This window comes from Rhodococcus sp. A14, from assembly GCF_011603105.1.
Classification (GTDB): Bacteria; Actinomycetota; Actinomycetes; order Mycobacteriales; family Mycobacteriaceae; genus Rhodococcus_F; species Rhodococcus_F opacus.
Map to the genome: position 1 here is coordinate 1 of NZ_JAAOQS010000021.1, position 13,943 is coordinate 13,943.

A 13,943-nucleotide genomic window follows, 5' to 3' on the forward strand; every position below is an offset into this window, starting at 1 on the left:
GTGGGGAATTATGTGACGGACAAACCCCTCAATCTGGGGAATTACATGACCGCTGACACCCGCCGCCTCACCCGTCGGTTTACTCATCGATGTTCTCTCCTCGGCTCGTGCACGGACCTAGCGCGGGGTGTGCCCGGTGAGTGGCGGCTCGATCACCAGCGGATCGTCCGCAGCCGGTGGTCCGTAGACGCCGCCGTTCCTCGTCGCGTTCTCCTGACCCAGGTCGTCCGGTCGTGGCACGTTCACGGCACCCCGCTGCTCCAGGTACTGCTGCGACTGGCACGTCCAGTCCAGAGCGGGCTGACTCGGTTCCGCGTCGGTCACCAGACGGCGCGGGGCGTCGTAGACGCACATCGGTCCCTGCGTTCCGACCAGGAGTAGGTCGGCGAGTCCGCCCTTCTCGATCGACGCGATCTTCGGCAGCGCGCCGGGCATGATCGTCAGGCCGTAGTCGAGGGAGGGTGTGCGGTCACCGACGATCTGGGTGGGGAGAACCAGATTCGCCATCAGCGCGCCCAGTGAGTCCCGATTTCCGGACAGCAACGCGTCCAGGCTCGCCATCGTCTGCGGCGAGCGTCCGAGCAGGTCGACGAGGGCGGAATCGTGGGCCCGCAATTGCTCGAGGACGTTCCGCGCCGTACTCGCCGATTCCGGCAGAGCCGCGGTGAGACCGTCCGCCGTGTCCAGGAGCGGCATGCCCTTGTTCACGATGGTCGACAGTGCGTCGGTGCGGGTTTCGAGTGTCCGGGCGATGTCGGCGGAACCGTCGAGCAGGTTCTGCAGGTCCGGTCCCGTGCCCCCGAAGGCGGTGCCGAACGTGTCGGCCAGCGAGGACAGAGCGGTGACGTCCATCGAGTTCACGAGGTCCGTGGTCTCGACGAGGGTCGCGTCGAGCGAGCGCGGGATTCCCTCCTCCGGAACCTCGACGACGTCTCCGTCCGCGAGGTACGGCGGGTCCGCGCCGTCGGGCATGATGTCGAGCGCCTGGATGCCGATCGCGTTCTCGGTGGTGATCTTCGCGGTCGAACCGGCCGGCACCTGCATACCGGGATGCAGTTCGATGCCGAGGACGACGCCCGTCCCTCCGGGGTTCACGTCGACGGAGCTGATTGTGCCCACTCCGACGCCGCGATAGTTGACGGACGCTCCCTGGGCGAGGCCCGCGGCGTGGTCGAGCCGGGCACTCAGGTGAATGGGAGTTCCGAACGTGTCCGGGCCCGCGACGTACCGCAGCCCGAACAGAATCGCGGCGATCGAGATCACGAGGAACAGGACCAGCTGCGCCACCACGTGACGTGTCATCATCGGACGCCTCCGCCGAGTACCTCGGGCAGCGTGCGGGCTTCCGGCACCTCGAGCGGAGCCGATCCGGTGAGCAGCTTGGCGATGACGGCGGTGACGTCGAACGTTCCGTCGAACGTCGTGTAATCGCCCGGTGTGGCCGCGGCGAATCCACCCAGGAACGTCGCCACCGAATTCAGTGTCGGCGCGAGTTGCGACTCGAACCCGTCGAGCGCCGTGAGTACGGCCCCCGCGTCGCTGATCTCGGCCGACAATTCGGATCCGGCGCTGCCGAGGACGTGCTGCGCCTCGCGGCTGAGACGGGACGCCTCCCCCATCAGCGCGACGATCTGATCTCGTTGCGACACCAGGAGATCCACCGCCGGCACCAGACCGGTCATCGCCCGGTCGAGGATCGGTTGCCCGGCAGCGAGTTCCGCTGCGAAGGCATTGGACGCCACCATCGCCCGGTCGAGTTCGTCCCGGTGGTCGTCGACGACCCCCAGCGTGTCGTTCAGCATGTCCACCAGTTCCCGGACCTTGTCCGAGCGGCCCGTGAAGGCGACGGTCAATTCGTTCATGATGGCGTGCATCTGGTCGATGCCGCTGCCGTTCAGCACGGTGGCCAGCGCGGCCAGGCCGCTCTCGATGTCGGGACCGCGCGACGTCCGATCCAGTGGGATGGTGTCGCCCTCGCTCATCGGCGCGCCCGCCGCGTCCCCGACGTCGAGCCGGACGAAGGGATTGCCGAGGGCCGTGGGCAATTCGATCCGGGCCGTCGCATCCTGCGGTATCGGGACGTCGTCGCGGATCCGCATCTCGATGTGAGCGGTGAAGTCCCGGGTCGACACGTCCGAGACGCGGCCCACCACCTCCTGGCCCACCCGGACCTCGGCGCCCGGGACGACGCGATCGACTCCGTCGAACTGCGCGGAGATCTGATAAGACGGACCTTCCGGCGAACGGCCCACCGACAGATCCTGCAGGCTCAGCGAACACCCTGCGGCGGGCAGCATCACACCGACGATCAGTGCCGCCGTCAGCGACTTCGTTCTCGTCCGGATCGTCATCGTCCTCCGACCATGAGTTCGCGCAGCCCGAACGGGTCGGACATGCTGGGCGGAAACTGAATCGGGTTGGTGATTCCCGCTCCTCGGCAGAGGATCGGATCGACCACCGCGCAGAGCGGGGACGTCGGCTCGGCTTGCGCCAGGTTCGTGGAGATGTTCAGTCTGATGCGGGCACGCTGGTCCGGAGTGACCGCACGCTGGATGTTGTCGATCAGCAAGGGCACCAGGTCCATGATCTCGGCGAGGTCGGTGTCGTGCCTCTGCAGCACCTCGCTCACGCCCGCGAGGTTGTCGAGGCCGGCGGCGACGTCGCCGCCCCTGGCGGACACGAGTTGGTCGATCTGGTTCAGGAGCGCGGACAACTGGTTCACCGTGTCGCCGATCGCGAACTTCTGGCCGGCGAACTCGTCCCCGATCGCGGTGAGCGAACCGGCCAGTGAATCGACCTGCGCCTGACGCGACGAGATCGTGTTCACGAGCACCTCGAGGTTGTCGACGAGCGCTCCGACATCCGCACTGTTGCCCGCGACCACCGAACTCGCCTGCGACAGTGTGCGGATGGCGTCGTTCATCGCGGGACCGAGGCCGTCCGTCGACGCGGCGGCAGCGGAGATCGCGGCGCCGGCGTCGCCTCCGTCCGGGCCGAGCGCCTTGACGACGGTGTCGACGCTGTCCATCAGCTGGTCCCAGGTGATGGGCGAATGACTGCGTTCGGGTGGAATGGTCTGCCCACTCTCGAACACCGGGCCGCCGGTGTACGCGGGACCGAGTTCGACGAAGCGCTCACCGATCGCGGACGTCACCAGCACGTACGCGTTCGCGTCCGCGGGGAGCACGACGTCCGACGCGACGGACATCGTGACCATCACGGTCGCGCCTCTCGGCTCGACCACCTCGACGGTGCCGACCGGAACCCCGAGCACCGAGACCGTGGTGCCGGGGAACACGCCGTTGACGTAGCCGAATTCGGAATGCACGACAGTGGACGACGTGCGGAAGATCAGCAGCCAGCCGGCCACGACGACCGCCACCACGAGGGCGAGCACGCCGCCGATCCCGGCGGCCCGGCGCGCGATGCCCGCGTTCACGAGCACCCCGTGATCAGCCCGACGACGCAGAGCAGGTTGTCGGCGATCACGGCCGACGGCGCCGAGACGTCGGCCCAGTCGCCGGTTCCGGTCGCGTTCACGAGTGCCCTCGCGGCCGGTGCACCCGTGGTCAGGAGCGCGTCGAGGTTCGCGAGGTTCGCCTGCAACCGGTCCGTCACCTGCCTCGCGTTCGCGAGCAGTGAATCCAGCTCGGCGGTGTTCTCACCCAGGAACTGAGATGCCTGTGCGACGAGCGCCTGGAGATCGTCGACCATCTGGCGGATGGCCGCACGCCGGGTGGCGAGCGTGTTCATCACGACGTCCGCATTACCGAGCAGGGTGGTGAGCTGATCCTGCTGACCGACCAGCACGTCCGTGAGGGTCCGCGAGCTGTCGAGCAGCTGCGTCACCTGGTCGGCGTTCTTCGCCAGGATCGCGGACGCCGCACTCACACCCGCCAGTGCCTCCCGGTTCAGGTTCGCGTCCTGCGGCAACGTCTCCGTCACGACAGCGAGCATCTTCTGCAGTCCCCCGAGGTCGAGTTCGTCCGCCGTCTCGATCGCGGACGACCCGATGTCGTCGAGCGAGTACGGGACGCTGGTGCGGCGGAGTGGAATCCCCCCGTCGTCCCCCAGGTCTCCCGGCCCCGACGGCGCCACGTCCAGATATCGCTTGCCGAGGATGGTCGACAGCTTCACTCCCGCGGACGTCGTCGATCCGAGGTGACGCTCACTGTCGAGCCGGAAGTGCACGACCACGTGATCGCCCGCCAGGTCCACTGCGGTCACCCGGCCGGCGGGGACACCCGCCACGTACACGTAGTCCGAATCGGTCAGGCCCGCAGCGTTCGCGAGTTCGGCCGTGTAACCGTCGGTCCGCACCGCGAAGCTCACCCGCGGGATCACCAGAACCAGCGCCAGCGCCAGCGTTGCCGCGAGGATTCCGGCAATCCCGACGATCAGCGGGTTGACGGGGCGCACTCGCTGATTCCCGGCCAGCGAGTCCCAGACGTCGCGCACCTTCTCGGTGACACTCATTGGCAGTACCTCGAATGCAGGTCGGGACCGAGGACACCTTCGCGACCGTCGACGTTGACGATGAAGGTGCACAGGTAGATGTTGAGCCACGAGCCGTACGAGCCCGAGCGGTCGACGGACGAGAAGAACTCCGGCATGGCGACCATCAGGTGATCGAATTCCGGGTTGGCGCCCAGCATCGCCCCCGTCAGCGAATCGAGCCGTTCCACGGTGCGGCTGAGCTCCGGGACGCGGCCGTCCACGATCTGCAGCGCCGAGCGGCTCACCGCCGCACTCTGATCGAGGGTGTCCATGAGCACCTCGTTGTTCTCGGCGAGCATTCCGGTGAACTGGGTGAGGCTGTCGACGAGGTGGGACAGCTCGGGACCCCGCGCCGCCGCCGTACCCACCACCACCTCGAGGTTTCGGATGAGATCACCGATCAGCTGATCGTGATTTGCCAGGTTGCCGGTGACGTCCGCCACCCGGCGCAGCAGAGTTTCCATGCTCGTCTTCCTGCCGTCGAACACGGCGACGACTTCGGTGGCGAGTGCGTTGGCCTGTTTCGGGTCGATGGCGTCGAACAGTGGCTTGAATCCGTTGAAGAGACTGGTGAGATCGAGTGCGGGCGACGTTCGGTCGAGCGGGATCGTGTCGCCCTCCTCGAGCGTGCCCTGGCCCGACGGCCCGGCCGCGAGATCGAGATACCGGACCCCCAGCAGGTCGCCGTATCGGATGGCGACGGTGGTGTCGGCGGGAAGTACCTGATCGCGCTGCACCTCGAAGTCCACCAGGGCGGTGGCACTTCCGGCGTCGCCGTCGACGATGTCGATCGAATCGACGCGTCCCACCCGCACGCCGGCGATGGTGACGTCGCTGCCGGGAGTGACCCCCTGGGCGTCGGTGAACAACGCCGTGTACGTCACGGTCTGCCCCTCGACCGGCACCCGCAGAGTGTTCACCACGAGCACTGCCGAGAGGATGCCGAGGACGGCGAATATCGCCAGTTTGATTGCCGAGTTCCGGACGCTCATCCTCCGCCACCTCCCCCGCAGTTCGGTCCGTCCACGCCGGGATACCGCGGGCAGTCGACCGACGTGTAGGGCCGCGGGTTGGACAGGTCCGCGGCAACGCGGACCGCGAACCTGCCGGTGGAGAAGACGGCGGCGCCGGCCTCGCCGAACGGGCCTGCCTCGTCGAGGGTGGCCCGCAGCAGATCGGACTTGCTGGCCATGGTGCCCAGGGTCGGCGAGACGTTCAGGGCCACCGCGATCATGTTGTCCGCGTTCTGTTCCAGGACGTCGCCGGAGTTCCTCGACACGACGAGTGAGGCGGCGAGGAAGCCCGTGAAGCTGTCGGTGTTCTCGACGAGAGTGCTCGACAGGGACACCGCCGCGTCCATGGTGGCGAGGACGTCCGGTGCGGCCGCGGCCAGCTGCTCACTGATCCGGGCGATCTGCGGCGCCCGCTCCGCGACCGACTCGACGAGGGGCGCGGTCGACGTCGCCACCGTGTGGAGGCTGTCGATGGTGTGCCCCAGCTGCTCGCCGCGGCCACGCAACGCGTCCGCGACGGCACTGAGTGCGGCCTGCATCTGCTCCGGCTTCACCCGCGACAGCATGTCGTAGACCTTCGAGTACAGGTCGTACATCTGGACGGTCTCGGCCGAGGTGTCGGGTTGCAGCCGCGCGCCGGCCTCGAGTCGGGCGCCGCCGGTTCCGGCGGTCGACACCAGCTCCACGGTCTGGTCACCGAACAGCGTGCGGGGCACGACCCGCACCTGCACGGACGCCGGGATGTGACGCATCTGTTCCGGGCGGAGACTGATGTCCATGCCGGTCTCGTTCATTCCGGGGTCGACACTCGACACGGTCCCCACGGTCGCCCCCTTGTAGGACACCGTGGTGTGCGACTTCACGGCACCGGCGTCGGCCGGAAGCGTCGCTGTCACCACCGGATCGGTGACGATCGCACCGGTGCCGAAACCGACCAGCAATGCCGATCCCAGGATCAGGACGGCCACTCCGATCACCCCCCGCACGGCGAGTGCGCCGTTGCCCGGTCCCCCCGGACGGCCGCGCATCACGGCAACCCCAGTGCGGGGGCGGACGGGACGAGGCCCCACAGCGAGAGCGTCAGGAGCAGGTCGACGATGCCGATGGCGAGGATGCTGGTACGCAAGGCGCGTCCGGCCGCACGGCCGACGCCCTCGGGGCCGCCGTACGCGTGGTACCCGTACGAGCAATGGACGAGCGCGATGATCGTCGCGAACACGACAGCCTTGACGAAGGAGTACACGACGTCGGTGGGGGTGAGCATGAGATGGAAGTAGTAGTCGTAGGTTCCGGCCGACTGCCCGCCGAATGTGACGATCACCAGCCGCGAAGCGAGGTACGACGACAGCAGGCCGACGATGTACAACGGGATCACACAGATCAGGCACGAGACGAGTCGTGTGCTCGCGAGGAACGGCAGCGACCGGATCGCCATCGCATCCAGCGCACTGATCTCCTCCGAGATTCGCATGGCGCCGAGCTGGGCGGTGAACCCGGTTCCGACCTTCGCCGCGAGCGCGATGCTGGCGATCACGGGCGCCAGTTCGCGGGTGTTGAGGATCGCCGACAGGAGTCCGGACAGGGATCCCATACCGAGCAGGTCCAGTCCGCGCAGCCCCTCGATGCCCACCTGCGTCGCGGCGACGGCGGACATCGCGAAGACGACGCCGATCGCGCCGCCGCCGGCGAGCAGCGTGGCACCGCCGAAACTGATGTCGCCGATCTGCCGCATGATGTGCCGCCAGTACTTGACGATCGCGAGGGGAATTCCAGCGATCACATTGCCGTAGAACGTGAATTCCCGGCCCAGCCCCGTCATCAGGTCGAGGGGCTGGCGGGCCCGGGTCCGCACCCAGTGCCCGGCGGGCCATCTGGCACTCACGACCATCAGTAACCACCTACCGGGACGACGAGAACGGAATAGAGCTGACTGAGCACCGTGTTGACGATGAAGACCAGGATGAAGGCCAGGACGACGGCCTCGTTGACGGCGTCGGCGACACCGCTGGGTCCGCCCTTGGCGTGCAGCCCCTTGAAACTGGCGACGAGCGCCGATGTCACCGCGAACGCCATCGATTTGACGAGGGCGACCACGAAATCCGACAACCGCGTGTACTGGGACAGTGCGGTGAGAAAGCTTCCCGCCGAACTGTTCTGGACGACCACCTGGAAGAGGAAGCAGGCCGACACTCCGACGGCGGTGACCATCGCGCACAGTGCGACGCCGACGATCACCGCCGCGAGCACTCGCGGGACGACGAGCCGCTCGATCACGTTGAGCCCGAGGACCTCCATGGCCTCGACCTCTTCGCGGATCGTCCGCGAGCCGAGGTCGGCGCAGATCGCGGACCCTCCGACCCCGGCCAGCATCAGCGCGCAGACCAGTGCGGACGCCTGCCCGACGATCACGAACCCTACGACCGCCCCGGTGTACCCCTCGGCGCCGAGCTGACCGGCGAGGCTACCGATCGTGACCGCGATGAGGACTCCGATGGGGATCATCAACAGCAGGGCGGGCGCCGACGTGACCGACGCGATCCGCCAGGCCTGGTCCAGCAGTTCCCGCCAGGCCAGCTTGCGCCGCACCAGAACTCGCACCGCGGCCACCGTAGTCGCGATCGAGAATCCGATGAGTGCGCCGACTTCGTTGGCGAAATGACTCACGGGCCCTTTGGCGGGTGGCAACTCGAATGTCACGCGGTCCTCCCCCGTTGCCGGTCACCGCAGAGTGGCGATCGGCTCGAGATGTTCGATACGGGGTCAGACGACCGCGACGCCGGTTGCGCCGTGGGCCTTTCGGAGCTCGCCTTTGACGACCTTGCCGCTGGCGTTGCGGGGCAGTGCGTCGACGATCACGACGTCTTTCGGGTGCTTGTACCGGGCAAGCTTGTCGTCGAGCCACGCCGCGAGTTCTTCCACGGTCAGGTCGGATCCCTCGTCGTCGAGTGCGACGACGGCGACGGGCACCTCGGTCCACTTGGGATCGGGCCTGCCCACGACGGCGGCCTCCCGGATCCGCGGGTGTCCGAACAGGACGTTCTCCACCTCGGCGCAGTAGATGTTCTCGCCGCCGGAGATGATCATGTCCTTCTTTCTGTCGACGACGTAGACGAATCCTTCGTCGTCCTGCCGCACCAGATCTCCGGAGTGGAACCACCCACCGGCGAACGCATCCGCCGTGGCGGCCGGGTTCTGCCAGTACTCGAGCATCATCGTCGGTCCGCGGTAGACGATTTCGCCGACGGTCCCGGGTGCGACGTCGTTCATGTCGTCGTCCACGACGCGCGTCTGGATCGTCGGGATCGGTTTGCCCACCGAGCCCAGCTTGCGGATCGCGTCGTCCCCGTCGAGGACGCAGGTGATGGGCGACATCTCGGTCTGCCCGAACACGGCGACGATGAGCGCCCGCGGGAACGTGTCCGCCATGGCGCGCAGCACCGTATCCGATGCGGGCGCCGCACCCCAGCTGATGACGCGAAGGGCGAGGTCGCGACCCCGGACGGTCGGGTCGGCGCAGACGGCCTGCCACTGCACCGGCACGAGGAACACCGTCGTGATCCGCTCCTGCTCCCACACGTCGAGCATCTCGGTGGGGTTGAACGCCTTGAGCGGGTGAATCACCGTGGTACCGCCCAGCATCAGCATCGGGGCGACGGAACCGAGAGCTGCCACGTGGAAGACGGGGGACGCGAGGAACCCGATGTCGTCGCCGCGGTCGTAGCGCATCGCGCGGATACAGGTGATGGACTGTCCGACCATGTTCGAGTGCGAGAGCACCGCACCCTTGGGTGTACCCGTCGTTCCGGACGTGTAGAGAATCAGGGACGGTGTGTCCTCGGGCAGATCGACGGGTGCATACGCCGGGCCGGCCTCCGACACGAGTTCTTCGTAACCGAGCACGCCGGCTTCCGAGTCGGCGCCGATGTTCACGACCAGGCTCAGTTCGGGAACGTCCTGACGCACCGCCGCGACCAGCGGTGCGAGCGCGGGCTCGGTGAACACCGCACGAGCCCCGCAGTCACGGGCGATGAACGCGACCTCGGGCGGGGTGAGCCGGAAGTTGACGGGGACCGCGATGGCACCGAGGGCATTGATCGCGAGAACCGCTTCGAAGAATTCGGTGCGGTTGAGGGTGAGCAGCAGAACACGGTCGCCGAAGTTCACACCGCGGCGGGACAGCGCGCCGGCGAGCGCCTCCGATCGGTCGTGCAATTCGCGCCAGGTCGTACTGTGGCCGAGAAAGCGGAACGCGGCCTGATCGGGCTTCATCTCCGCGTGCGACGCAACCCAGTTGTTCCAGTGGTTGCGGCGGGATTGCAGTGGCTGCTCCAGCAGCTCGCTACGTGACGACATGTGGTGGTGGTCCCTTCGCTGTACTCGCGCCCGGCGCCCGTCCGTCCGTTCGGACCCGCACCGAGCTGTGACGAGTATTACAGATCTCGACGTCTATCGGAACAGTCTTGTTAACCGCAATTCGCATCAGCTCCGGAAGTTCGGAGCGCGTTTCGCGAGCATCGCGGTGACGCCTTCGACGAAGTCGGGGGCCTGCAGCAGTTCCGCCTGGCCCGCCTTCTCGCGGTCGAGTGATGCATCCAGAGCTGTGAGCGTCGCTGCGGTGAGTGCCCGCTTGGTGAGTTCGATGGCCCGCCTCGGACCACGGGCGAGCCGGGCCGCCACGGCATCGACGTGCGCGGCGAGTTCGTCCGGAGGAAGGACGCCGGCGATCAGTCCGTCCCGCTCCGCCTGTGCGGCGGGTAAGCGCTCTCCGAGGAGAGCCATCCGGGTAGCCCGTGCCCGGCCGATGGACGCCGCGATCAGCGCGCTGGAACCGCCGTCGGGCATCAACCCGATGTTGACGAACGCGAGGAGTAGATAGGCATTCTCGGAGGCATATGTCAGGTCGGCCGTCAGAGCGATGGACGCCCCGACGCCCGCGGCCGCCCCGTTCACCTGAGCGATGACCGGGACCGGCAACTCGACGATGGCACGAACCACCCTGTTGGCGGAGTCCATCACCACCTCCGCGGTCGCTTCCCGGCCTCCGGCCGCGGCGGCCGCCGCGAGGTCCGCGCCCGTGCTGAACGCCTTGCCCGCCCCCGCGATGATCACGACGCGAACCGAGGAGTCCGTGGCGGCTGCGGTGAGCACGTCGCCCAGCGCCGTCATGTGTGCCAGGTCGAGGGCATTCATCCGGTCGGGGCGGTCGATCGTGATCCGGAGGACCCCGGCCTCGTTGACGACGCGCAGCCCGTCGACCGCCGGCGCGGTCACGACACCGCTCCGATGCGCGAGTCGACCGTGCGCGCGAGCCGCCCGGTGATGATCGATTCCGCCTCCGCGACCATCCGGGTCACGAGTTCGCGCACGGTCGGGATGTCGTCGATCAGGCCCTGACTCTGTCCCGCGGTCCAGATTCCGGCGTCGAGATCGCCCACTTCGAACACCGTGCGTCCCCGGGCTCCGGCGACGAGATGCTGGATGTCGGCGAATTCGCAGCCACGGGACTCGATGTCGACCACCTCGGCACTGATCGCGTTGCTCGCGACGCGGGCGGTGTTGCGAAGGGATCGGAAGATGAGTTCGGTGTCGCATTCGGTGTTGGCGACGATCTGTTCCTTGACGGCGTGTGCCACCGGGGATTCGACCGTGCACATGAATCGGGTGCCCATGTTCACGCCGTCGGCGCCGAGTGCGAGCGCGGCGACGAGACCGCGCGCGTCCGCGATACCGCCGGACGCGATCACGGGGATCGTGAGCTTTCGGGTGGCGGCCGGGATCAGGATCAGGCCCGCGACGTCGTCCTCACCGGGGTGGCCTGCACATTCGAAGCCGTCGATGCTGACCGCGTCGACACCGACCTGTTCCGCCTTCACCGCGTGCCGCACGCTCGTGCACTTGTGGATCACCTTGATCCCCGCGTCCTTGAGGTGCGGGAGGTGGTCCACCGGATTGGAGCCGGCGGTCTCGACGATGCCGATTCCGGAATCGATGATCGCCTGGCGGTACTCGGCGTACGGCGGCGGGTTGATCGACGGGAGGATGGTGAGATTCACGCCGAACGGTTTGTCGGTGAGCTCCCGTGTGCGGGCGATCTCCGCGACGAGATGTTCGGGGGTCGGCTGGGTGAGCGCGGTGAGAAATCCGAGCGCTCCCGAATCGGCCACGGCCGCTACGAGTTCGGCACGGCCGACCCACATCATGCCACCCTGGACGATCGGGTGCTCGACACCGAAGGCCTCGGTGAATTTCGTCCTCATTCAGTTCACCTCTTCGAACGTGCCGCCGGTGGCGGCCTTGTCCAGCAGTAGTTGGGGTGGGAGGAATCGGTCCCCGTACCGCGCGGCGAGAAGCTGCGCCCGGGAGACGAATCCCTGGATCCCGCCCGGGTACTGGTCGATGTAGCGGGCCACGCCGCCCGTCCAGCCGGGGTAGCCGATGCCCAGAATGGAACCGACGTTGGCGTCGGTGGTCGATTCGAGCACCCCCTCTTCCAGGCAGCGGACCGTCTCGACGGCTTCGATGAAGAGCATCCGCTCCTTGATGTCCTCGAACGGAATCTCGGTGCGCGCACCGTCGCGCCGGAACGTCTCGAGCCCGGACCACAATCCGACGCGCTTACCGTCCGCGTATTCGTAGAAGCCGGCGCCCGTGGAGCGACCCCTGCGGCCGAACTCGTCGATCATGCGATCGACGACGGCATCCGCCGGATGTGGCTCCCAGGATTTCCCCTCGGCGAGTATCGCGGCCTTCGTCTCCTCGCGGATCTTGCGGGGCAGCGTGAGCGTCAGTTCGTCCATCAGCGCGAGGACAGGAGCGGGGTATCCGGCCTGCGACGCCGCCTGCTCGATCGACACCGGGGAGACGCCCTCGCCGAGCATCGCGATACCTTCGTTGGTGAACGTACCGATGACGCGGCTCGTGAAGAACCCGCGGCTGTCGTTGACGACGATCGGAGTCTTGCCGATCTGCCGGACCACGGCGAGCGCGCGTCCGAGCGCGTCGTCGCTCGTCTTCTCCCCCTTGATGATCTCGACAAGGGGCATCTTGTCGACCGGCGAGAAGAAGTGCAGGCCGATGAAGTCATCGGTGCGCGAGACGTTTTCGCCGAGGAGGGTGATCGGCAATGTCGACGTGTTGGAGCAGAGCAGTGCGTCGGGCGCGATGAAGCCGTCGATCTCGGCGAACACCGTGTTCTTCACGGCCGGGTCCTCGAACACGGCCTCGATGACCAGCTGGGCGCCCGCAGTGTCGTCGGGCCTGTCGGTGGGGAGGATCCGCGCGAGGATCGATTCGGCCTTCTCGGGGGACGTCCGGCCCTTGGCGACCGCCTTGTCCAGAAGAGTCTTCGAGTAGCCCTTGCCCTTCTCGGCCGCGGCCAGGCTCACGTCCTTCAGCACCACGTTCATGCCCGACTTGGCACACACGTACGCGATGGCGGCGCCCATCATCCCGGCGCCGAGCACCGCGACCGTGCCGACGGGTACGCGGCCTGCTCCGTCGTACTGCTCGACCAGACTGTTGGCCTTCTGGAGGTCGAAGAAGAACGCGCGGATCATGTTCTTCGAGATCTGTCCCGTGGCCAGCCCGGCGAAGTAGCGGTTCTCGATCTTCTGAGCCGTGTCGAAGTCGACGAGCGCGCCTTCGACGGCAGCGCTCATGATCGCAATCGGAGCCGGATAGGGCGCGCCTTTGAGCTGTTTCCGCAGGTTGGCAGGGAATGTGGGAAGGTTCGCGGCCAGCGCCGGGGACGCGGGAGTTCCACCGGGAAGCCGGTACCCCTTCACATCCCACGGCTGCACTGCGTCGGGGTTGTCGGCGATCCACTTCTTCGCCGCGGGCACCAGGTGATCGACGTCGTCCACGAGTTCGTCGATCAGGCCGAGACCGTGCGCCTTCTCCGCGGTGTGACGCTGCCCCTGCAGGAGAACCTGGGTGAGAGCGGGGACGATTCCGAGCAGGCGCACCGTCCGGACCACGCCGCCCCCGCCGGGAAGGAGACCGAGCGTCACCTCGGGGAGTCCGATCTGCACGCCTGCGGCATTCAGCGCGATCCGATGGTGGGTGGCGAGTGCGATCTCGAGTCCGCCGCCCAGGGCGGCGCCGCCGATGGCCGCGACGACGGGCCTGCCCAGCGTCTCCAACCTGCGGAGTGGTTCCTTGATGCGGTCGACGTTCGCCATCACCGCCTCGGCCTGTCCCGCGCGGGACTTCAGGATGTCGTTGAGGTCGCCGCCGGCGAAGAAGGTCTTCTTCGCGGAGGTGACCACCACCCCGGCGATGGTGTCGCGCTCGGCGGTCAAGCGGTCGACGACCTCGCCCAGGGACACGATGAACCCCTCGTTCATCGTGTTCGCGGACTGGGCGGGGTCGTCGAGAACGAGGGTGACGATTCCATCGGCGTCCTTCTCGTACCGAATTGTGCTGTCAGTCATG

At 67.4% G+C, this 13,943-nt stretch carries 12 protein-coding genes; all 12 read right to left on the reverse strand.

The genetic code is table 11. The annotated features are described in order from the left end of the window. Positions 1–117 precede the first annotated feature (117 nt). Positions 118–1,305, reverse strand: a complete 1,188-nt coding sequence (locus tag G9373_RS13870; RefSeq protein ID WP_005564949.1) for an MlaD family protein — start codon at positions 1,303–1,305, stop codon at positions 118–120. Then, positions 1,302–2,351 (reverse strand): MCE family protein, encoded by a 1,050-nt coding sequence (locus G9373_RS13875; protein WP_005564950.1) that lies wholly within the window; start codon positions 2,349–2,351, stop codon positions 1,302–1,304. The genes G9373_RS13870 and G9373_RS13875 overlap by 4 nt, the downstream gene beginning before the upstream one ends. Next, entirely contained in the window at positions 2,348–3,439 is a 1,092-nt protein-coding gene (locus G9373_RS13880) for an MCE family protein (RefSeq protein WP_346842824.1), read from the reverse strand. Before G9373_RS13880 ends, G9373_RS13875 begins: the two co-directional genes overlap by 4 nt. Continuing rightward, complete coding sequence (locus tag G9373_RS13885) at positions 3,436–4,476, reverse strand: MlaD family protein (protein ID WP_167115509.1); 1,041 nt, start codon at positions 4,474–4,476, stop codon at positions 3,436–3,438. Before G9373_RS13885 ends, G9373_RS13880 begins: the two co-directional genes overlap by 4 nt. Beyond that, positions 4,473–5,489 carry an MlaD family protein gene (locus G9373_RS13890; RefSeq protein WP_167115512.1) on the reverse strand — a complete coding sequence of 339 codons (1,017 nt, stop codon included), beginning with the start codon at positions 5,487–5,489 and terminating at the stop codon, positions 4,473–4,475. The genes G9373_RS13885 and G9373_RS13890 overlap by 4 nt, the downstream gene beginning before the upstream one ends. Next, positions 5,486–6,538, reverse strand: a complete 1,053-nt coding sequence (locus G9373_RS13895) for an MCE family protein (RefSeq protein ID WP_167115514.1) — start codon at positions 6,536–6,538, stop codon at positions 5,486–5,488. The genes G9373_RS13890 and G9373_RS13895 overlap by 4 nt, the downstream gene beginning before the upstream one ends. Beyond that, positions 6,538–7,398: an ABC transporter permease gene (locus G9373_RS13900; RefSeq protein WP_005564955.1), complete on the reverse strand. Its 861-nt coding sequence runs from the start codon at positions 7,396–7,398 to the stop codon at positions 6,538–6,540. The genes G9373_RS13895 and G9373_RS13900 overlap by 1 nt, the downstream gene beginning before the upstream one ends. Next, entirely contained in the window at positions 7,398–8,207 is an 810-nt protein-coding gene (locus G9373_RS13905; protein WP_005239607.1) for an ABC transporter permease, read from the reverse strand. Before G9373_RS13905 ends, G9373_RS13900 begins: the two co-directional genes overlap by 1 nt. 63 nt (positions 8,208–8,270) lie before the next feature. Continuing rightward, a complete protein-coding gene (fadD5, locus tag G9373_RS13910) occupies positions 8,271–9,863 on the reverse strand; it encodes a fatty-acid--CoA ligase FadD5 (RefSeq protein ID WP_005564957.1) in 1,593 nt (530 codons plus the stop codon). Positions 9,864–9,989: 126 nt separating this feature from the next. Beyond that, positions 9,990–10,781: an enoyl-CoA hydratase gene (locus G9373_RS13915; RefSeq protein ID WP_005564958.1), complete on the reverse strand. Its 792-nt coding sequence runs from the start codon at positions 10,779–10,781 to the stop codon at positions 9,990–9,992. Next, the gene (locus G9373_RS13920; protein ID WP_005564959.1) at positions 10,778–11,767 is read right to left on the reverse strand and encodes a nitronate monooxygenase family protein; all 990 of its coding nucleotides are present in this window, start codon (positions 11,765–11,767) and stop codon (positions 10,778–10,780) included. The genes G9373_RS13915 and G9373_RS13920 overlap by 4 nt, the downstream gene beginning before the upstream one ends. After that, a complete protein-coding gene (locus G9373_RS13925) occupies positions 11,768–13,942 on the reverse strand; it encodes a 3-hydroxyacyl-CoA dehydrogenase NAD-binding domain-containing protein (RefSeq protein ID WP_167115517.1) in 2,175 nt (724 codons plus the stop codon). Position 13,943 lies beyond the last annotated feature (1 nt).

Excerpts from the sequence above, each read along its gene's own strand:
- G9373_RS13870 (WP_005564949.1), bottom strand. The coding sequence starts at position 1,305 with ATGATGACACGTCACGTGGTGGCGCAGCTGGTCCTGTTCCTCGTGATC.
- G9373_RS13875 (WP_005564950.1), bottom strand. The coding sequence starts at position 2,351 with ATGACGATCCGGACGAGAACGAAGTCGCTGACGGCGGCACTGATCGTC.
- G9373_RS13885 (WP_167115509.1), bottom strand. The coding sequence starts at position 4,476 with ATGAGTGTCACCGAGAAGGTGCGCGACGTCTGGGACTCGCTGGCCGGG.
- G9373_RS13890 (WP_167115512.1), bottom strand. The coding sequence starts at position 5,489 with ATGAGCGTCCGGAACTCGGCAATCAAACTGGCGATATTCGCCGTCCTC.
- G9373_RS13895 (WP_167115514.1), bottom strand. The coding sequence starts at position 6,538 with ATGCGCGGCCGTCCGGGGGGACCGGGCAACGGCGCACTCGCCGTGCGG.
- G9373_RS13900 (WP_005564955.1), bottom strand. The coding sequence starts at position 7,398 with ATGGTCGTGAGTGCCAGATGGCCCGCCGGGCACTGGGTGCGGACCCGG.
- fadD5 (WP_005564957.1), bottom strand. The coding sequence starts at position 9,863 with ATGTCGTCACGTAGCGAGCTGCTGGAGCAGCCACTGCAATCCCGCCGC.
- G9373_RS13920 (WP_005564959.1), bottom strand. The coding sequence starts at position 11,767 with ATGAGGACGAAATTCACCGAGGCCTTCGGTGTCGAGCACCCGATCGTC.
- G9373_RS13925 (WP_167115517.1), bottom strand. The coding sequence starts at position 13,942 with ATGACTGACAGCACAATTCGGTACGAGAAGGACGCCGATGGAATCGTC.